Origin of the sequence: Vibrio sp. 1F279 (genome assembly GCF_041439815.1) — a bacterium.
Lineage (GTDB): Bacteria > Pseudomonadota > Gammaproteobacteria > Enterobacterales > Vibrionaceae > Vibrio > Vibrio tasmaniensis_A.
Map to the genome: position 1 here is coordinate 14,108 of NZ_JBGOOU010000018.1, position 19,326 is coordinate 33,433.

19 protein-coding genes and 1 riboswitch are annotated in these 19,326 nt (G+C 44.2%); of the genes, 13 read left to right on the plus strand and 6 right to left on the minus strand.

Going from position 1 to position 19,326, the window contains the following annotated elements; all coding sequences use genetic code 11:
• Positions 1 to 116: 116 nt before the first annotated feature.
• A complete protein-coding gene (locus ACED60_RS14110) occupies positions 117 to 863 on the minus strand; it encodes a phosphatase PAP2 family protein (RefSeq protein WP_371727811.1) in 747 nt (248 codons plus the stop codon).
• A 383-nt stretch (positions 864 to 1,246) separates the two neighbouring features.
• Positions 1,247 to 1,397, plus strand: a riboswitch (FMN riboswitch).
• Positions 1,398 to 1,745: 348 nt separating this feature from the next.
• On the opposite strand from ACED60_RS14110, the gene ribB reads away from it, so the two are divergent.
• The 6 genes from ribB (at position 1,746) to ACED60_RS14140 (ending at position 8,917) form a co-directional block, all read left to right on the plus strand.
• A complete protein-coding gene (gene ribB / locus ACED60_RS14115) occupies positions 1,746 to 2,402 on the plus strand; it encodes a 3,4-dihydroxy-2-butanone-4-phosphate synthase (protein WP_004733029.1) in 657 nt (218 codons plus the stop codon).
• A 354-nt stretch (positions 2,403 to 2,756) separates the two neighbouring features.
• Positions 2,757 to 4,292 carry an ABC transporter substrate-binding protein gene (locus ACED60_RS14120; protein ID WP_102258231.1) on the plus strand — a complete coding sequence of 512 codons (1,536 nt, stop codon included), beginning with the start codon at positions 2,757 to 2,759 and terminating at the stop codon, positions 4,290 to 4,292.
• Positions 4,285 to 5,319, plus strand: a complete 1,035-nt coding sequence (locus ACED60_RS14125; protein ID WP_371727812.1) for an ABC transporter permease — start codon at positions 4,285 to 4,287, stop codon at positions 5,317 to 5,319. The genes ACED60_RS14120 and ACED60_RS14125 overlap by 8 nt, the downstream gene beginning before the upstream one ends.
• Positions 5,316 to 6,194 carry an ABC transporter permease gene (locus tag ACED60_RS14130; RefSeq protein WP_371727813.1) on the plus strand — a complete coding sequence of 293 codons (879 nt, stop codon included), beginning with the start codon at positions 5,316 to 5,318 and terminating at the stop codon, positions 6,192 to 6,194. Before ACED60_RS14125 ends, ACED60_RS14130 begins: the two co-directional genes overlap by 4 nt.
• On the plus strand, positions 6,191 to 7,651 hold the full coding sequence (locus ACED60_RS14135) for an ABC transporter ATP-binding protein (RefSeq protein ID WP_371727814.1): 1,461 nt from the start codon (positions 6,191 to 6,193) through the stop codon (positions 7,649 to 7,651). Before ACED60_RS14130 ends, ACED60_RS14135 begins: the two co-directional genes overlap by 4 nt.
• A gap of 402 nt (positions 7,652 to 8,053) precedes the next feature.
• Positions 8,054 to 8,917: a hypothetical protein gene (locus ACED60_RS14140; protein WP_009846269.1), complete on the plus strand. Its 864-nt coding sequence runs from the start codon at positions 8,054 to 8,056 to the stop codon at positions 8,915 to 8,917.
• Between the two features lie 120 nt (positions 8,918 to 9,037).
• On the opposite strand, the gene ACED60_RS14145 is transcribed toward ACED60_RS14140, so the two are convergent.
• Positions 9,038 to 9,934: a LysR family transcriptional regulator gene (locus ACED60_RS14145; protein WP_009846268.1), complete on the minus strand. Its 897-nt coding sequence runs from the start codon at positions 9,932 to 9,934 to the stop codon at positions 9,038 to 9,040.
• 154 nt (positions 9,935 to 10,088) lie between these two features.
• On the opposite strand from ACED60_RS14145, the gene ACED60_RS14150 reads away from it, so the two are divergent.
• Positions 10,089 to 10,727, plus strand: coding sequence for an NAD(P)-dependent oxidoreductase (locus ACED60_RS14150; protein WP_371727815.1), 639 nt, complete (start codon positions 10,089 to 10,091; stop codon positions 10,725 to 10,727).
• A 77-nt stretch (positions 10,728 to 10,804) separates the two neighbouring features.
• Here the strand turns inward: ACED60_RS14150 and ACED60_RS14155 are convergent, their stop codons facing one another.
• Both ACED60_RS14155 and ACED60_RS14160 read right to left on the minus strand, forming a co-directional pair.
• Positions 10,805 to 11,458 carry a cupin domain-containing protein gene (locus tag ACED60_RS14155; protein ID WP_371727816.1) on the minus strand — a complete coding sequence of 218 codons (654 nt, stop codon included), beginning with the start codon at positions 11,456 to 11,458 and terminating at the stop codon, positions 10,805 to 10,807.
• Between the two features lie 134 nt (positions 11,459 to 11,592).
• The gene (locus ACED60_RS14160; RefSeq protein ID WP_371727817.1) at positions 11,593 to 12,360 is read right to left on the minus strand and encodes an SDR family NAD(P)-dependent oxidoreductase; all 768 of its coding nucleotides are present in this window, start codon (positions 12,358 to 12,360) and stop codon (positions 11,593 to 11,595) included.
• Positions 12,361 to 12,465: 105 nt separating this feature from the next.
• Between ACED60_RS14160 and ACED60_RS14165 the strand changes: the two genes are divergently transcribed.
• Positions 12,466 to 12,804 carry a helix-turn-helix domain-containing protein gene (locus ACED60_RS14165; protein ID WP_004733017.1) on the plus strand — a complete coding sequence of 113 codons (339 nt, stop codon included), beginning with the start codon at positions 12,466 to 12,468 and terminating at the stop codon, positions 12,802 to 12,804.
• A gap of 47 nt (positions 12,805 to 12,851) precedes the next feature.
• Here the strand turns inward: ACED60_RS14165 and ACED60_RS14170 are convergent, their stop codons facing one another.
• On the minus strand, positions 12,852 to 13,757 hold the full coding sequence (locus ACED60_RS14170; RefSeq protein ID WP_009846264.1) for a LysR family transcriptional regulator: 906 nt from the start codon (positions 13,755 to 13,757) through the stop codon (positions 12,852 to 12,854).
• Between the two features lie 210 nt (positions 13,758 to 13,967).
• On the opposite strand from ACED60_RS14170, the gene ACED60_RS14175 reads away from it, so the two are divergent.
• A complete protein-coding gene (locus ACED60_RS14175) occupies positions 13,968 to 14,687 on the plus strand; it encodes an SDR family oxidoreductase (protein WP_009846263.1) in 720 nt (239 codons plus the stop codon).
• 217 nt (positions 14,688 to 14,904) lie between these two features.
• Here the strand turns inward: ACED60_RS14175 and ompW are convergent, their stop codons facing one another.
• Positions 14,905 to 15,552, minus strand: coding sequence for an outer membrane protein OmpW (ompW, locus tag ACED60_RS14180; RefSeq protein WP_012601085.1), 648 nt, complete (start codon positions 15,550 to 15,552; stop codon positions 14,905 to 14,907).
• A 400-nt stretch (positions 15,553 to 15,952) separates the two neighbouring features.
• On the opposite strand from ompW, the gene glgC reads away from it, so the two are divergent.
• The 4 genes from glgC (at position 15,953) to ACED60_RS14200 (ending at position 19,266) form a co-directional block, all read left to right on the plus strand.
• On the plus strand, positions 15,953 to 17,173 hold the full coding sequence (gene glgC / locus ACED60_RS14185; RefSeq protein WP_371727818.1) for a glucose-1-phosphate adenylyltransferase: 1,221 nt from the start codon (positions 15,953 to 15,955) through the stop codon (positions 17,171 to 17,173).
• 403 nt (positions 17,174 to 17,576) lie between these two features.
• Positions 17,577 to 17,933, plus strand: a complete 357-nt coding sequence (hpf, locus tag ACED60_RS14190) for a ribosome hibernation-promoting factor, HPF/YfiA family (protein ID WP_009846260.1) — start codon at positions 17,577 to 17,579, stop codon at positions 17,931 to 17,933.
• A gap of 286 nt (positions 17,934 to 18,219) precedes the next feature.
• Positions 18,220 to 18,375, plus strand: coding sequence for a DUF3012 domain-containing protein (locus ACED60_RS14195; protein WP_004732998.1), 156 nt, complete (start codon positions 18,220 to 18,222; stop codon positions 18,373 to 18,375).
• A 96-nt stretch (positions 18,376 to 18,471) separates the two neighbouring features.
• The gene (locus ACED60_RS14200) at positions 18,472 to 19,266 is read left to right on the plus strand and encodes an HAD-IIB family hydrolase (protein ID WP_017103530.1); all 795 of its coding nucleotides are present in this window, start codon (positions 18,472 to 18,474) and stop codon (positions 19,264 to 19,266) included.
• The last annotated feature ends 60 nt before the right edge of the window (positions 19,267 to 19,326 follow it).

A 19,326-nucleotide genomic window follows, 5' to 3' on the forward strand; every position in this document is an offset into this window, starting at 1 on the left:
GCGTCTATAGTTTTTCAATAGCAGTCATCGTTTAAAATAGCCGCCTTCTCCGAAGGCGGTTTTTTATTCCTCTCTCTCAAAAGCCCCACTATTGCTCTTCTAGGCAAGTTTATTACTCATTTGCTATCTCTTAGAAACATCGGTAACAAAGGTTCTATTTTTTGCGTCGGAATCAGTGGCACCAATAGATAGATAAGACCAGCAAAGGCGATAGACGCCGCCAAGTCTTCAGGGCGGTGCATACCAAGCCAAACTCGGCTATAAGCAACGCCACCAGCCCAAACTAGCAAACCGCCGACTAAGTAAAAACGTTTCGCTTCTAGGAACAAGCCGCCAAAGAACGCCAGACACACGCCAACGAAAATCATGTGCCCAGATGGGAAAGAATAGTCAGTCTCACCTAGCCAATGACGTGTTCGCCACTCACTCACCTTGTCTTGCACAGATGCAATCGCTGCGTTCTTTTCTACCAATGGCAGTTCGTAAAACAGCTCTGGCATTTCAACGACTTCTTGCGTCACCAAATACTCAGAATAAGGACGCGGGCTTTCTGTAGAATGCTTTAAGAAAGTTTTTGCTGCAAAGCTGAGAACCAACAACAAGCCGAGCTGCAGACAAAGGCTGACGAGCTTAGCTTTGGAAAATTTCATCGTGAGCAATACCAAAGACAAAACAGCTAGCGTTACCAAGAATCCTTGATTACCCGCCGAGTAAGTCACAAACGTTATGAAGGCGCCTTGGAAAGGCGAAACCGCAGCCCCAAGGTCAAAATTAGATCCAAAGATCAAAAACGGTACGAGAGAAGACAAACTTAAAACGAGCAGTAATAAGCCTTTGAATTTGTTAGAGAACGGAGATGTCATGACTAAGATCTTTTGGATAAAGTGGATGGATGCTAGCGCAGCTTAGCACTGCCAATATCAATTTTATGTCAAAACGGTCATTAAGCCGTCATGGTCTAACAATGTTCGATTGATGAACCTCTTGAGTATTGATTCGGTGAACAGCCACGCCAGCATCAACAATGTTCGACATCCACTTATGTTCATAGAGCAACAAAGACCACTCAAACCAGCTGATTCAAAGGTCTTATCCCACTAAAGACTGCCGGACACGTTCTGCTGATAAAGTGAACACTTACCCGACTATAAGGCCGGAATCTGAAAAACTTTGCTGTCAGTCCTTTAAATCCACTATTGAAAGGATTACCATCTGGTCTGCTTTCAAAGCAAAATAGATTATTAATTTTTATTCTCAGGGCGGGGCGAAATTCCCCACCGGCGGTATGTCCTTAGCAAAATCTAAAGATAAGCCCGCGAGCGCTCGATTCGTCGAGGTCAGCAGATCTGGTGAGATGCCAGAGCCGACGGTCATAGTCCGGATGAGAGAGAATGAAAACACACTCGTTTAAGTTGGAAAGGTGTACCTATTTATTAGGTTCATGCCTCCAACTTAGACGGGTGCATTTCGTTTTGGATAAAACCATAATGAGCTAATACCAATCACAGTAAATAAATGATCAGAGATAGCGCAGGAAAAACGCTTGAGAACAAGGCAAAATTTTTCGATAAGTAGTTATTCTACAGTCAAAAATTTTAACGCCGTTATCAAGGGTTTTAACCAGCTAGAATGACCAGTTGTTTACTACGATTGGTACAAGTCGACTTGTAATGAGTCTGCTTTGTTGTGCTCGGTTGAGATCCCTCATACAGCCCTGATTCTGGTGATATTTTAGGAGTTTAACCATGAATCAGTCTTCACTACTTGCCGAATTTGGCGAACCAATCACTCGCGTTGAAAACGCACTGCAAGCTCTGCGCGAAGGTCGTGGCGTACTTCTACTTGACGATGAAGATCGTGAAAACGAAGGCGACATCATCTACTCAGTAGAACACCTAACCAATGCTCAAATGGCGCTTATGATCCGCGAATGCAGCGGCATTGTGTGCTTATGCTTAACAGACGAGCAAGCAAACCAACTTGAACTTCCACCTATGGTTGTTGATAACAACAGCGCAAACCAAACTGCGTTTACCGTTACTATCGAAGCAAAAGTCGGCGTAACAACAGGTGTTTCTGCCGCTGACCGTGTAACAACGATCAAGACAGCTGCAAACCCAACGGCTAAACCTACTGACCTAGCTCGCCCTGGCCACGTATTCCCATTACGTGCGCGTAAAGGTGGTGTACTGGCTCGCCGCGGTCACACAGAAGGTACTGTGGATCTAATGCAAATGGCAGGTCTTCAATCGGCAGGTGTACTGTGTGAAGTTACCAACCCAGACGGCACGATGGCAAAAGCGCCAGAGATCGTTGCTTTCGGTAAAATGCACAACATGCCTGTACTGACCATTGAAGATATGGTGATGTACCGCACTGAGTTCGACCTAAAACTGGCTTAATGTTTAATATTTAATGCTTAGTGCTTAGTGCTTAGTGCTTAGTGCTTAGTATCCCGATATTAACTCAAGCGCATTGACCTAAACAGATCTAGGCTCACCAATGGAGCCAAGCTTATTTTAAACAGGGCATAGTGACTGTCACTCAAACAGCTTTTACAGCTGACTGATACCGTCCAATAAACCCTGTTAGAATCAGAACCGCATACAAAAATTAGAGCCTCACTGATTTCAGTGGGGCTTTTTTCATACTCACGTCCGATAAAAAACCGAGCCAATTAGCAACTATTATCATTAACAATACGCAATTGTTATGTTATAACATCGCAAATAATTACTCGTAACTAGGACAAAAGCATGAAAAAGCTTGCCGCACTGGCGCTACTTTCCATCAGTGCACTACTCATATGGATATTTTTACCATCAAAAGAAACACAACCAACAACGCTAAACATTTCTGGCCCCTTTGAATTTACCGACCAAGATTTATCTAAAAACGGCTATTTATTTACACGGTTACAAGTCGTTGAAGCGCTTACTGCTATCGATAAGTCAGGCAACGTCACCCCTTTATTAGCGAAAGAATGGACAACTAACGCAAACAATTTACGCTGGGAATTCACATTGCGCCCAGACGTTGTGTTCCACGATGGCTCCCCGCTTACCGCGCAAGCTGTTCAAACTTCTCTTTCTCACGCTTTAAAAAAACCTGGCGTATTAAAGCGTGTACCTATCAAAGAGGTATCAGCTTCAGACAACCTTCTAGTGATAGAACTATCTCAACCTTATCGACCATTGCTGGCAGTGTTAGCTCATTACACAGCAGCGATTGCAGCACCAAGTTCGTTTGATCAACAAGGAAATGTTGCACAACTGAGTGGTACAGGTCCTTATAAAATCCAAGAGTTACAAGCTCCTCATAAAGCGCATGTTGTCAAAAATGCTGACTACTGGGGCACAAAAGCCTCGATTGAACATGTTCACTACCTTGCAGGTCATCGCTCTGAAAGCCGTGCTTTGTTAGCACAAACCGGTCAAGCCGATCTGGTTTACACACTCGACCCAGCCAGTATCGACCTGCTTGAGTCAGCAAAGAATGTTGAATTGGTGATGGAGTCCATCCCAAGAACGATCCTAATTAAGTTGAATAATGAACACCCACTTTTGAATCATTCAGATGTGCGTCAAGCTATCAGTCTAGCTTTGGACCGAACGGGTATTTCAAAACAAATTGTCCGCGTTCCAGGCTCTGAAGCCTATCAACTGTTTGCCCCTTCTCTTGGCGCATGGCACATCAATAACCTTGAGCAAACTCAGCGCAATATCGACCAAGCGAAAACATTACTTGCAGGGCAAGGTTGGCAGGAAAATGAGGAAGGTCTCCTTTCGCGAGAAGGCAAAACATTCGATATTACTTTAACTACCTACTCAGACAGACCAGAGCTGCCTATCGTAGCTACCGCGATTCAAGCTCAGCTTAAAGAAGTCGGCATTCAAGTGAATGTTTCTATCGATAACTCAAGTGCAATTCCATCAAAGCACAAAGACGGCACATTAGAAATGGCGCTCGTGGCGCGTAATTTTGGCACTACGGCGGATCCCCTAGCCTTACTGATGCGAGATTTTGCTAGCCATAAAGGCAGTGACTGGGGACCAATGAACTGGTCTTCTGATGAGTTCAGCAGCTTACTTCAACGTCTATCGGTTGAACCAAACCAAGAGCAATATAATCTAATGACTCAAGAGGCTTCATCCATATTAGCGGAAGAAATGCCGCTGATTCCTGTGACTTTCTACACTCAATTAGTCGCGGTGAATGAACGTGTTAACCACTTCTCATTTGACCCATTTGAAATCAACTATCGCATCTCAGAGATGACGATTAATGATTAATATCTTAATCCGAAGAGTACTCCAAGCCGGCTTTGTGGCTTGGAGTATCGGAACACTCACTTTCATTTTAATGCGCTTGTTACCCGGCGACTTTGCTTTTCGAATTGCAGCGGGTCGCTATGGGTATGATTATGTGGATGCGGATGCGGCACAAGCGGTTTATCAAGAGCTAGGGCTTGATCGTTCGGGCTTGCAGCTATACCTCGAATGGCTATGGGATCTTCTCCATTTTGATTTGGGAACATCATTGATTAGTGGCACCCCCGTCATTGATGAAATCAGCCACCAGCTCGGGCATTCCATTTTATTGGCAGTCGTCGCGACCGTCATTTCTCTTCTTATTGCCATCCCAATCGGTATTTATTGTGGAAAACGGACCGACTCTTTTGCAGACCATTTCTCGCTATTAGGTTCCATCATCTTAAGAGCTCAGCCTGTATTTCTAATAGGTTTGGCCTTGGTGATTATATTTTCGTTACAGCTGAATTGGCTTCCTGTGGCAGGCTTTGGTCGAGTCGAGTTTATCATTTTGCCCGCCCTCGCCTTGGCACTATCGCTGGCTGCAATGTCTAGTCGTCTTATAAGAAACGCCACTCACGATGCCATCACAGCACCGCACTTTTTATTCGCTCGTTTAAAAGGACTCAGTGAGGCGCAAGCTTTTCAGCATCACGCTCATAAACACATCGCTTTACCTGTTATTACTTTTGTTGGTGTTCAAGCAACCGGGTTAATTGAAGGGATCATTATGATCGAGTCATTATTCTCTTGGCCGGGTATTGGTCACGCGTTAGCGCATGCGATTTTCCGTCGAGATATTCCAATGATTCAAGGGGCAGCATTGCTGATGGGGCTTCTATTTGTGGTCATCAATACCTTAGTCGATCTTGTTAACTACCAATTGGATCCAAGGCAACGCGCGAATAAAACTTCAGGTTTATTTTCAAAATTCGCGCCTATACTTTCAAAATTCGCGCCTAATAAACAACAAGCAGAACCCGAAAAAAAGAAGGTTAAGATCGTATGAATTTAACAAAACCGCAATGGTTAGGTCTGATTATCTTAGCCGCTTTATTATGCCTAGTCATGCTAGAACGGACTGTCTATCAAGGTGATATTGCCAAGCAAAATTTAGACCTTGCATTCACAACGCCTTCTGTCGAAGAACCTTTAGGCAGAGACCATTTTGGACGCAGTAATCTAGCGAGATTAAGCCACGCCATCAGCACCTCACTTTCCATGGCATTAATCAGTATTACCACGGCTGCGTTGTTAGGGACGTCAATGGGAGTAATAGCCGGCTGGAAACAAGGATGGTGGGATAAAATCTTTTCATTCAACGTGAACATGATAATCGCCATGCCCGGCTTAATTCTTGTTTTACTTTTTGCGGCAATGGTTCCTGGATCATTCCTTATTCTATATATCGCCATATCGCTCATGCTGTGGGTGGATTTTTTCCGCGTGTCACGCAACCGAACGTTGTCACTCATTCAGTCACCTGCAGTAGAAGCGTCTCGGCTTTATGGGTTCAACCACTGGTATATATTCAAGCGTCACTTATGGCCAGATTGCCGAAATGATTTATTCACCCTGTTCTGTTTTGGTACGGGTAATTCAATACTGGCACTCGCGTCTTTAGGCTTTCTGCATGTTGGGCTCAAGCCGCCAGAAGCTGAGCTCGGCTTAATGATGGTTGAACTATTCCGTTACTACCACCAAGCCCCTTGGGTTTTGATTCAACCGGTACTGACCGTTTTTCTTCTGGTATTAAGCTTTCATTTATTAGCTCAAGGAAAACGTCACACGCAATCCTCAAAAAACCATGCGCATAATGAACCAAGATCTAAACAAGAAAAACTGCAACTAGGTAAACAAGCGGATAAGGGAGTAACAGCATGAACGCAATGTTAAAAATTGAAAACCTGTCGATTCATACTGATACTCAAACCTTAGTCCAGAGCTTAAGTTTAGATTTATATCCTCAGCGTCCGCTCACCATTTTGGGAGAAACAGGCGCGGGGAAAAGCCTAATCGCGGCAGCTATCACCGGCACATTACCTGATGCCTTAAAACCAGAGGGCGACATTACTTTGTTTGATGAGCTTAACCCTTTAAACCGAGAACGGTTTTGGGGTAAAGAAATCGCTTTGCTACCTCAAGAACCTTGGTTAGCACTCAACCCGCTTCGGACTATAGGATCGCAGATAAGCGAAGTTCATAAGCTGGTTTTAAACGAAGATCGCTCCCAGAGTGACACACTCACCCATCATGCACTTCAACAAATGGATCTGGGCAAAGATGGAGATAAACACCCATTTGAACTCTCGGGCGGAATGGCGCAACGTGCTGCGTACTTATGTGCGACACAAGCTGGAGGCAAACTGTTAATTGCCGATGAACCCACAAAAGGCTTAGACGAAAGCCGACGTGATCACGTTGGGCAACTTCTCCTTTCTCACTGCCAACAACTTGAAAATGGCAAACCCGGTGGCCTGCTCACCATCACTCACGACATTAAACTGGCTAAAATGTTAGGTGGTGACATCATTGTCATGAAAGAAGGGGCAATTGTTGAAAGGGGAGACGCTAAAGCCATTTTAGATCAGCCACAAGCGGCCTACACAAAAGCGCTAATACAAGCGCAACCTGAGTATTGGTCTCTTGAGCAGCCAGCTTCCTCGCAACCTTCAAATGAATCAAATAGTCACGCTGCTCCCTCAGAGGTTGGTATACAAAGCGGGCAGAAGCTACTTCTTGAAGTTGAAGGTTTAGCTATTTACCGCGATCAAAGAACACTCTTTTCAGATCTGACGTTCTCATTATCACACGGTGAAATACTGGGAGTTTATGGTGACAGCGGATGCGGAAAATCTTCTCTCGCCGATACTTTACTAGGGTTGCATCACGACTTTTCCGGCAATATCGACTGGGTTCAAAAAATCGAAAAAGGACAACGCCTTAAGCTTTACCAAGATCCACCCAGTGCGCACTCCCCTCACACAACACTAAAAACGTTGCTTGATGACTTGTGTGCGCTTCACAAGCTAAATCGCTCCAAGATACCCGTACTTCTAGATAGATTGAGCCTTAACTCTGCTTTGCTTAAACGTCCATCAAGCCAAGTATCCGGAGGAGAATTGCAGAGGTTTGCGATTTTACGAGCGCTACTGATGAGCCCAAAACTGTTAATTGCAGATGAACCCTCATCACGATTAGACCCTATCACTGCAGAACAAACGCTAAGGTTAATTGTTGAAGTATCGAAAGAAGCTAACTGCGGCCTAATTTTGATCAGCCATGATCAACTGGCTTTGAGTAAGCTATGCAATAAAGTGATCGACTTATCGCGCTATTGATTTATCTAGCTATTGATTTCTGGATCGATCGACTTATTGGGCTATCGACCTAAACGAGCTTCGCGGTTATCTGCCTTCTCAGTGGTACATTCGCCGTAAATCTTTAGTCATACCTTCACTATCTACTCACTGAATGTACATCTCTGTGTAACCCAATCTGACTAACCTTGCATAAGAGGTTAGCCAGATTGTAGCTATTTATGCTTCAGCCATAGCAAAGTCTAGAAACTATAAAAACCTCTAACCTCTTCTATCGCACTCACTCGAATGGTGAGGTGATGCACCAGTATTGGTCATCCACAAGCGGGCTTAAAATATAAGTCGTTGAAATATAATGTTTATCAATTTTGGCACAAATCGTGAACTACCACTAAGTAGGTATTCAGATATTAGGAGTTGAATATGTTGGTCGTTATTTCAGTGGGTTTATCCCTATTAGTACTTGCAGCGCTGTTTCATTTCTCAAAGAAGAGACAAACAGCGCTATCACACCGGTTTGAAACCTTAGTTCTACTCAGACAGTTATTGTTGCTATCACGCAAACATCGCGCGGCAACGCATTATGCTCTGGCGTATCAATTGACGAGCGACTCAATTCGAAAAGTGAATCAGATTTACGACAACATACTTGAGGTATCTGAACTGCTTCAATCTCATGTGTCGTTTGACAGCCGTCCGATGTATCGCATTTATCATCTCAAACTCATCGCTATGCACAATGACTGGCAAAACCGTAGCTTAGTACGTAATCAATCGATTCATGGAAAAACGATTCGCCACAGCATGTTCTTGATGGATGAAGTGATGATCATTTGGTTGATTCAGTCTGAACGAGAAGACATGAGCCGTGAGTATCACATGAACTGGCAACAGATCTTGGATTGCATGGAGATCCTTACCAAGTTGAGAATGGCCATCCCTGGGATAGAAAAGTCGAATACGGGAATACCTGAGGAGTATGCGAGATTCAAATTCTATGCATCTCAGACTCACCGTAAACTCAACCAATTATCAATTATCTGCCCTATTAGCAGTGGATCACCAGTTTGCACTCGAGCGATGCATGCACTCGCAGAAATCGCATCGAGCAACGAATTAACCCAACCTACAGATAGCTTATACGAATTAACCAGTGATATTTCTAGCGTCGTATCGCAAGTTTACGACCAAGTATTATCCGACATTACTAGAAACCTGTATCAGCCTTTACCTGACATCAACGATAAGGCGATAAACACCCGATTATCGGTACACAGATACGTGTAAAGACTTCGTGAGAGGAGAGCGTGTGGAACTCTGAATGATTGAGTTCAAATCCGATATCACCTTTGATATCGGATTTTTGTATTTGTTTGCTTATGCCTTGTGTACTTAAGATATTTAACCTCAAACATCACCAGACTTAATATCGCTAGACCAAACTTCTGCTGCAAAATCAATGAACTGACGAACAACAGGCAGCTGATAACTGCGAGACAGATACACCGCCCAAAGCACACTGCTGGGTGAAACAAAGTCATCCAATATTCGTTTCAATTTCCCTTCTGCAATCAACGGATTGGCTAAATCACAAGGTAAGCGAACAATCCCTTTTCCATGCTGTGCGGCGCGAGTTAATACCCCAACATCGTTAGCCTTGATAGTGCCAGACACCTCAACCGAATAGTGCTGGTTATCCTTAACGAAATCCCACTTAGAAACACTCAAATGGCGAAAGCAGTTATGCTGTCGAAGTGCTTCGACCGTTTCAGGTTCTCCGTACTTGTCTAGGTAGACTTGAGAGGCACACACCACTGAATCAATTTCCATGAGCTTTCGAGCAATCAAACTATCGTCAGGTTGGTCAGTATAGCGAAGGGCAATATCTATTCTCTCATCCACCAGCTGCGCAAAACGGTCTGAGGCAAACAACTCGACCGTGATATTAGGGTGACGCTCTGTGAATTGCTCAACCACATCCAACAGCATGTTTTGAGTTAAACCAATCGGCGCTGCAATTCGAATTACCCCTGAAAGATCGTCGGTTTGATTGAGTGAAGTGACTTCTAGCTCTGCGGTTTCATGGAGTATCTTCTCGCAACGTTGCAGCGCAATCTCTCCTGCCGCTGTCAAACTGACCTTACGAGTAGTTCTGTGCAGTAACCTTTGTTTTAACCACCCTTCGATCTCTTGAACATGCCGTGAAACCTGTAAACGGCTCATGTCCAAATGCTCTGCTGCTTGAGTAAAACTGGCGCAATTTGCGACTTCAACAAAGCTACGCATCGCCGTCAACCTGTCCATCACACTCTCCCTTGCCGACTTAACCAAGCCTATTAGATAACTGTATAGATACAATCTACATCATTTTACGATATTTATCGCAACCTAGTGAGCTATTAGACTGCAATGGCTGTCGAGAAACAGACTCAATAAATTAGATAATTGGAGAGACATTATGAAAATTGCAGTATTAGGCGCATCTGGTTGGATTGGTAGTCACATTGCTCAAGAAGCTCAATCTCGTGGTCACGACGTGGTTGCAGTCGTAAGAGATGCAAGCCGTGTAGAAATAAACAATGTTGAGGTTCGTTCATTTGATTTACAAGATGAAGCAGCAAGCCTTGCAACCGTACTATCCGGCGTTGATGCAGTAATCACTTCGATTGGCGGACGTGCTTTGGGTAATCACGACATCGTAAAAAGCACAGCGACTAAGCTGCTTGAGACACTGCCAAGCATTGGTATCGAGCGCCTGCTTTGGGTTGGCGGTGCAGGTTCATTAGAAGTGGCGCCAAACGTACCGTTAGTGACCGTTCCTGACTTCCCAGCAGATTACAAAAACGAAGCACTAGCACAGGGTGAAGCTCTTGAAGTGTTCAAGCAATCGAACAGCGAGGTTAACTGGACGTTTGTTAGCCCTGCAGCAGAAATTTTCCCGGGCGATAAGCTATCAACCTACCGCACAGGTGGTGATCAGCTGCTCACCGACGAAGATGGCAACAGCAAAATTTCAGTCAGCGACTACGCGATTGCGATGATTGATGAGCTCGAAGCTGGCAAGTTCCCACGTCAACGTATTGGTGTCGCTTACTAGTCAATTCATATATAAAAACTAAAAAAGCCGCTTGTTCACAACAATGCGGCTTTCTCATCTTTATATTGAGCATTCCTTTAATCCAATGGCAAGTGACCCGTTTTCACTAGGATAACCGTCTCTTCTTCCACATAAGGGAAATGCTCGCTCATATGAGGGCTACGCATCCAAGTGTGTTTTGGATACACGCCATGTTCATCTTTAAAAGTGCCTGACAACACAAAGATCTCTTCACCACCAAAATGACGGTGTGGCTGAAAGCGCTCACCAACGGGCCATTTCACCAAGGCCACATTTTCGTGCTCAAAAACATGTAGCGGCATCACTTGTAAGCCACCGATGCCCGGAAGCCATTCCGTTTCTAGGGTATTGATACGAACTTGAGTTAAGTCTCTCGCATCAAACTGATTAAGCTTCACCAAGATCGTGCAGCCATCTTTGCTTGATGGAGAATGCGCACTGCCCGGGGGATTACGGATATAAGTGCCCGCAGGGAAATCTCCAGTTTCATCTGAGAACACACCCTCTAATACGAATATCTCTTCGCCTTGCGGATGCGGGTGCTCAGAAAACGAAGATTCAGGATCGTACTTCACAACACTGGTCGTGTGGCCCGATTCTTTCTCTTCTCTTTCAAGCGGCTTACGCCAAACCCCTTTGGCAGGGCTTGCAATCCAGCCTAATGATTCGGTTTCAATAACCAGCTTTTTTGAAAAGTCCATGTTGAACATAATGGCGACCTTACTCTTGTTATCGTTTTAATTATTCTTATTATCTTTCTAGCTTTTATTCTACGCGAATACTCATCCAGGAGGCCATCTCGCTGCATTTTTCCTGCGCGACAGCCACCTTAACAGAAGCCTAATTAATTGCGGCCAGCTATCACACCGCCATCAACATCCCAGATTGCACCCGTTACCCAATCTGCACTGTCTGACAGTAAGAAAGAGATGCTATTGGCGATGTCTTTCGGCAAACCGACTCGGCCAATCGGATGGAATGCGTTGAAACCTTCTAGCGCTTGATCCACTTCTTCAGGTTTAATGAAAGATTCGTAAATCGGTGTTTTAACCACAGCCGGAGAAACCGCATTCACACGAATATTATGTTCAGCCAGTTCCATTGCCATGTACTGTGTTAATGCGTGCAGGCCAGCTTTAGCCATTGAATAGGCAGAAGATGGCGTCGCTTTGATTGCCTGCTTCCCCCACATAGAGCCAACGTTAACCACACTGCCACCACCGTTCTTGATCATCAATTTACTTATCGCTTGAGTGATGAAGAAGGTTGCTTTATTAAGCTGCATGTATTGCTCGTAATCAGATTCTTGGTGCTCGATAAACGCTTTAGGGTTGAAGTAACCCGCCGCATTCACAAGGTAACCAATGCCTTCTTCGAGCGACTCTAAATGCGCAATAAGGCGAGACACACTTGCATCATCATAAAGGTTAGCTTGCCAGCCTGAAGCGTGACCTAACGATTGCAATTCTGACACCGCTTTATCTAACTTAGTTGGGTTATTGCCGACAACCAACACATGGATGTTTTGAGCGACTAACTGCTTCGCTGTTTCAAAGCCCATACCACTTGTGCCACCGATTACTACTGCAATACCATTTTTAGTGAAGTTCATTTTGTTATCTCCTAAGTCATGTGAACGTGGTAATCTTAGGCTTTGAACTAACACTATGAATAGTAAGTACAAATCGGTTAGGTAGGTACTTATTGGTACATCTTTATGAAAAATCAGGAAAACTTTTTTTCAAGAAAATCAGCACCAGAGCGTTCCGCTCGCATGGTAGAAACCATCTACGGCTGTAAATGGTCGCTAACGGTTTACCAATTACTGGCAAATGGCATTAATCGCCCCGGTGAAATGGTGCGCTCAGTAGAAGGGCTATCTACAAAGGTATTGAATGAATGTTTGAAGCGAAATGTAGAATTCGGGATTTTAGATAAGCAAATGTTCAACGAACTGCCACCAAGAGTGGAGTACCAAGTGACACCGTTCGGTGAGAAGTTCTTGTTGATTCTAGACCAGCTGGAAAACCTTCAAAACGAAATCGACGAGATGTAAGCCCAAGCAAATCCGCTCAATACCAAATAATGGATAACACGCACTATTTAGCTCACTGGCATTTGCTCAAAGCGACCTTTGACAAAATCAATGAAGGTTCGGATTCGGCTTGGTTGATAGCGGTCTCGATGGTAGATCGCTGAAAAGTCGACCTTAGGCACTACCCATTCTTCAAACACTTGCAGTAATTGCCCGTCGTTCAGTTCTTGTAAGCAATAGATGGTTGGTACACGAATAATTCCGTTGCCCGACTTCGCGCCCTGCACCAACACTCGCCCATTTTTACATTGCAGTCTGCCCGTCACATGCACATCGACCGTTTTCTTGGTGTCGTCCAGTGCTTGAAAACTCCACTTACGCACCGATCCCGTTAAGCAGTCATGGTGGATCAGATCCTTAGGATGGCTTGGCTTTCCTTTACGAGCAAAATAATCAGGGCTCGCGAGTGTTCCCATCTCAATGTCTAAAAGCTTTCTTGCGATAAAGCCCGCGTCTTCTAAGCTTCCCATGCGAAAAGCGATATCAAACGCGTCTTCAATCAAGTCGACTCGGTTACTACTGAAATCAAGGCTAATGCTGATGTCTGGGTAGAGTTGCATGAACTCATTGACCAAATCCGCGATGATCACTTCACCAAGATAACCACCGACACAGTTTACTTTTATGTCGCCACGTACTTCTTCGACATCGTCCACAGCAGCAATCAGAGCTTGGTCTATGTTATCGAGGGCTTGCTCACATCTCGCGTACAGATCTTGCCCTGCGTGCGTCAGCCTCAAGGTTCGAGTGGTGCGGATAAACAGTGTTACACCCATCTGCTTTTCTAGGCTACTCACTTGGCGTGATACGTGGGAACGAGACACATCCAACTCCTCTGCCGCTTTGGTGAAATTACCTAAACGAGCGATAAGCACGAAGGAGCGAATATCAGACAGGTTAATTTGATTGAGCATAGTCACCAGCTTACTAATGAAGTTATGAGATAGACGCCTTTATTGTTGCACCACAGCAACAGTGTTTCAAGTAAAGCGCTATATATCAACAATGTTATTTTCCTTAATATACTTCCATCGCAACGAAGCAAGGCAACAAGCACTTGATTCGAATGCACTTAAACAACACGTCGTAGCCAACCGACGCAATTAAAGTACAGAGGAAATAAAATGAAAAAACTAATCGTAATTACAGGTGCAAGCTCTGGTATTGGTGAAGCAATCGCTCGTCGTCTAAGCGATGAAGGTCACCCTCTGCTACTTTTAGCTCGTCGTGTTGACCGCCTTGAAGCGCTGAACCTACCAAACTCACTGTCAGTAAAAGTAGACGTAACAGACAAAGCGTCTTTTGATGCAGCAATCGCACAAGGTGAAGCGAAATTTGGCCCTGTAGACGCGCTTATCAACAACGCTGGTGCAATGCTTCTTGGTCAAATCGATACTCAAGACGCTCAAGAGTGGAAGACAATGTTCGACGTGAACGTGATTGGCCTTCTAAACGGCATGCAATCTGTACTTGCTCCTATGATGGAACGCAATACAGGTACTATCATCAACATCAGCTCAATCGCGGGTAAGAAAACATTCCCAAGCCACGCTGCTTACTGTGGTACTAAATTCGCGGTACACGCTATTTCTGAGAACGTTCGTGAAGAAGTTGCTGCTTCAAATGTTCGTGTTACCACTATCGCACCGGGTGCTGTAGAGACTGAACTTCTGTCTCACACTACATCTCAAGAAATCAAAGACGGTTACGATTCTTGGAAAGAAGACATGGGCGGCGTACTGGCTGCTGACGATATTGCTCGCGCGGTATCGTACGCTTACCAACAACCACAGAATGTATGTATCCGTGAGATTGCTCTAGCACCAACTAAGCAACAGCCATAGGCCTTTGCTATCGCTACTAAATAAGCGATGAACTAAAAAACGCCACTACTTAACAAGTAGTGGCGCTTTCGTTTTGGTGGTAACGATGATTGCAATCGCCACATCAATTTTTACTCATGCATGATTTGCTTGCGTTGTTTGTGACGTTGTTGATCAAAAGAAAAAAGCGCCCAAACTGGCTGGAGCTTGAGCGCTTTTAACAAACTAAAGATGTTGATTAGAAGTTGTAACCACCACCGATCATGAATACCCATGGATCAATATCAACGTCTGTTGAGTACTGTTTCCCACCAGCCTTGTATTTGGCTGTAGTATCGATGTCTGCGTACCAGACGGATGCGTTTAAAAACCAGTCGTCGTTGATCATGTAATCCATACCAACATTCGCAGCCAGTCCCCACGAATCATCAAGGGACAAGTCACTTAAACCAGCATCTTTAGCCGCACCATTAAGCTCTTCGTCAAAGAATACGGTGTAGTTAATACCAGCACCTACGTAAGGACGGAACTTACTGTTTGCTTCGCCGAAGTAGTACTGCACCATCAACGTTGGTGGTAAGTGTTTTGTCTCGGCGATATCACCTAAACCACCATGGTTTGTAGAAATTGTATGGGAGAACGGCGTCGCTGCAAGAATCTCGAGACTGATGTTGTCTGTAAACATGTAGCCAAATGTCAATCCAAGTTGGGTGTTTGAATCCACACCAAATTTTGAACCCGATGTCTCCAAAACATCTCCACTGCTATCGTTAGGAGACACTATTGCGGCACCAGCACGGATGATGAAATCACCTTCTTTATGAGCAAAAGCACTAGTTGACATAAGAGCCGCAACAACCGCAATACCACATACTGTTTTTTTCATTATAATTTCCTTTTGAGGGCTTAATCGTTATTGGTGAATGAGTAATCATTTCTTATTTTGCGTGCAAGGTAGCATATAATAACCCTACTTTATTGATGGAAATCAATTTGTGAAAACTTGTGAGAACTTATGTAAATTTGCATCGACTTGATCACTTTATTGCTTCATTTTATTGACAGTTTTGTAATGCAACTTTCCCGTGCGTCATTTCGTTAATTTAACCCATTCACCTTGCCCGGATCTATTTGGATCAAAATAGAGCAAGCCAACACCTCGTACGCATCAACTTGGTGCAATCTCGCAGAATTCATTCTCATCTCGTTTAATATTCAATGAGTTACATTTGGCTCAGCGCTTGCAAGTCTATGTTCATAATCATAAATACATTGAGGTTCTGACCATGCAAGACACTCTTACAATCGTTCTGGCCGGCGGTGTTGGCTCTCGGCTTTCTCCCCTTACCGATAACCGTGCAAAACCTGCGGTACCTTTTGGCGGTAAATATCGAATCATCGATTTCACGCTCGCGAACTGCTTACACTCTGGGCTGCGCCAAATTTTGGTGCTGACTCAGTACAAGTCTCACTCTTTACAAAAACATTTAAGAGATGGTTGGTCGGTGCTTAACCCCGAGCTCGGCGAATACATCACCAATGTCCCCCCACAAATGCGTACAGGTGATAGTTGGTATAGCGGTACTGCCGATGCGATTTATCAAAACTTGTATCTGCTTTCTCGTAGCGAAGCTAAGCATGTAGTGGTGTTATCAGGCGACCATATCTATCGCATGGATTACGCGCCAATGCTCAAGCAACATAAAAAGAACGAGGCCGATCTAACCGTAGCGTGCATGGAGGTTTCGATTGATGAAGCCAAAGAATTTGGTGTGATGGAGATAGATGAATCTCTAGAGATCAATAACTTTACCGAAAAGCCACATTACCCTGCATGTGTCCCCGGTAGGCCGACTCGAAGCATGGCTTCAATGGGTATTTACGTCTTTGATAAAGAGGTGTTAACACAAGCGCTACTGGCGGATGCCGAAGATCCGAACTCAAGCCATGATTTCGGTAAAGACATTATTCCTAAATTGGTCGGCAACAACAGTGTTTACGCGTATAAGTTTGGCGACGAAGAAGGCCGAGTGACCCAAGATGCGTACTGGAGAGATGTGGGTACCATCGACTCTTACTACCAGTCTAATATGGATCTGTTAAAGCCAGCCTCACCTATCGATTTATACCAACCAGATTGGGCGATTCGCACCTACGAGCCGCAACTGCCACCTGCACGCACCATTGCTTCTGTAGAAGGAAACCAAGGAATACTCATCAACTCGATGATAGCGAATGGCGTAGTGATCGAAGGTGGCTCTGCGCAAAACTCTATCTTCTTTCCTAAAGTGAAAGTCAGTAATGCCGCGATTGTGATTGATAGTATTCTGTTTGAAGATGTTGAGATTGGGAAAAATTGCCATATTCAAAACTGCATCATAGATAAGAACGTCAAAGTGCCAGATGGCACCCAAATCGGTATTGATAACCTTGCCGACGCTAAACGCTTTCACATATCGAAACAAGGCGTCATTGTCGTGCCCTCTTCTTACCAATTTGAAGAATAGCTATCGCTAAAACCAGATGGCGCTATAAAGGCAACCAAGAGTTGCCTTATTCAATAGTCGCATTCACGGAGCTTTGCTTTTTTATATAAACCACACTTTTTATATCAACTGCAGTGATTTATAAAACTTAAACTAGAATAAGTATTTGAGCTGACGTTTGGTTAAGGCGATAAAACCTAGGCTGGCAAGGTAGATTAGAGGAATGCTTCGCGAGTGAGGGATTTTTGAACATGTATTGAAAACACGAAACATAATATGCGATCAGTTCTTCGGACTTTCAAGGGAGTAAAGGGAGATTATTTGATAACACTGAAGTGAATCACACATGTGCTATTTCGCAGTTGGTTAAACTAACCGATGTTTGCTACGTTTAAATGACACAGTCATTGGAAAGGTATGATTTATGAAAATAAATGTTCAAACACATCATGTATCAATTAACGACGAGTCACGCAAAGACATCGAAGGTAAATTCGAGAAGATATCTAACCATTTCCCATCACTGATCAGCTGCGACATCATCATCACAAAAGAACATGGTCAACACCAGGTTGAAGTGTTCACCAACTACGAAGGTGTACGTGTAAACGCAAAAGCTACAGATGACGTTATGTATCCAGCTATCGCTTCAGCACTCAAGAAACTTGAAGCAGGCCTAAGTAACCGTAAGGGACAATTGAAATCAGACTTACACGAGAAACCAACGAGCACGAAGCCAGAAATTGCTTCAGACATCATCCAAGAGATGAAACTGGTATAACTCGACTAATAGTTAAAGCGCACTGACGAATAGAAGCGCACAAGAATTCCAAAGCCAGCATGCGTTGCTGGCTTTTTCGATCTACACCTCAATCAATTTATCAATCAACCTATTAATCACCTTAATTTTGTATCGCGACTGTCTAACACGCGTTCGCTTCCAACCTTAAAACACAGCCCAATCCTAGATCTTTTTGACCAACTTATGTCACTGACTGCTATAACAATCACTAGTAGTATTTGATACAGTTATAAGCAAGGATTTAAACAAGAAAGGAATGTTTATTATGAAAAAAATTGCATTAATTCTATTTCTCGCGACTCAACTTATGGCCTGTACAGAAGTGGGCAGTGAAGCTTGGTGTACTGATATGAAAGAGAAACCGAAAGGCGACTGGACTGCCAATGAAGCCGGTGACTTTGCTAAGCATTGTGTTTTCTAAACACAGCTCAGCATTAATTAGCAACACTGAGTGTAGACGTTTAACGACGAACTGCTCACTCTAAGCAACACAATCAATGGAATAGTGAGTTTTTAGATGGAACACCAACTAGGCAATAACTGGAAGCACATCGAATGGGTATTAACCGACGTCGATGACACGCTCACTTGGCAAGGCTCACTCCCTCCTGAAACCTTGATTGCGTTACAAAAGCTAAGAGACAATGGAATCAAAGTGGTCGCGGTGACTGGCGCTTGTGCGGGTTGGTGTGATCATATTGCACAACTATGGCCTGTCGATGCTGTGCTTGGAGAGAACGGCGCCTTCTTATTAGAGAAACAAGATGGTGCATTACAGCTTTCATCGGAAACACCACTAGAGCAAGTGCGCCAGAGCCAAACCAAGCTAAAACAACAAGTTGAAGCGATCTTGGCGAGTTACCCAGATCTATCCCTAACTCTGGACCAATCTTACCGCTTGTGTGAGGTCGCGATTGATATCGGCCAAAACCGTGAACCTGTTGACCCTGAAACTGTTCAAGCGGTACTCGAAAGAATACACGCTTTAGGCGCACACGCGACGGCAAGTTCGATTCATATCAATGCTTGGTATGGCGAGCACTCAAAGAAAAACGCAGTACATCGTTTTCTGGCTAATAAAGGCCTATCGCTTGAACAAATCCACAAGCAAGCGTGTTATGTCGGCGATTCAATGAATGATCAACAGATGTTCGAATCACTACAGCTCACCGTTGGCGTGGCTAACATTCAGCATTATTGGGATAAATTAGATCATCATCCAAGCAAGGTGATGTCACAACCGGGTGGCTATGGGTTTGCAGAATTTGTGGATGCACTTCTGAGGCTTAAAATTGAGACAGCGAAAAGCTAACCATCCCTGTCTAAACAAGCTTTCTGCCCATTCAAACAACATAAAAAAACGACCGCTAGG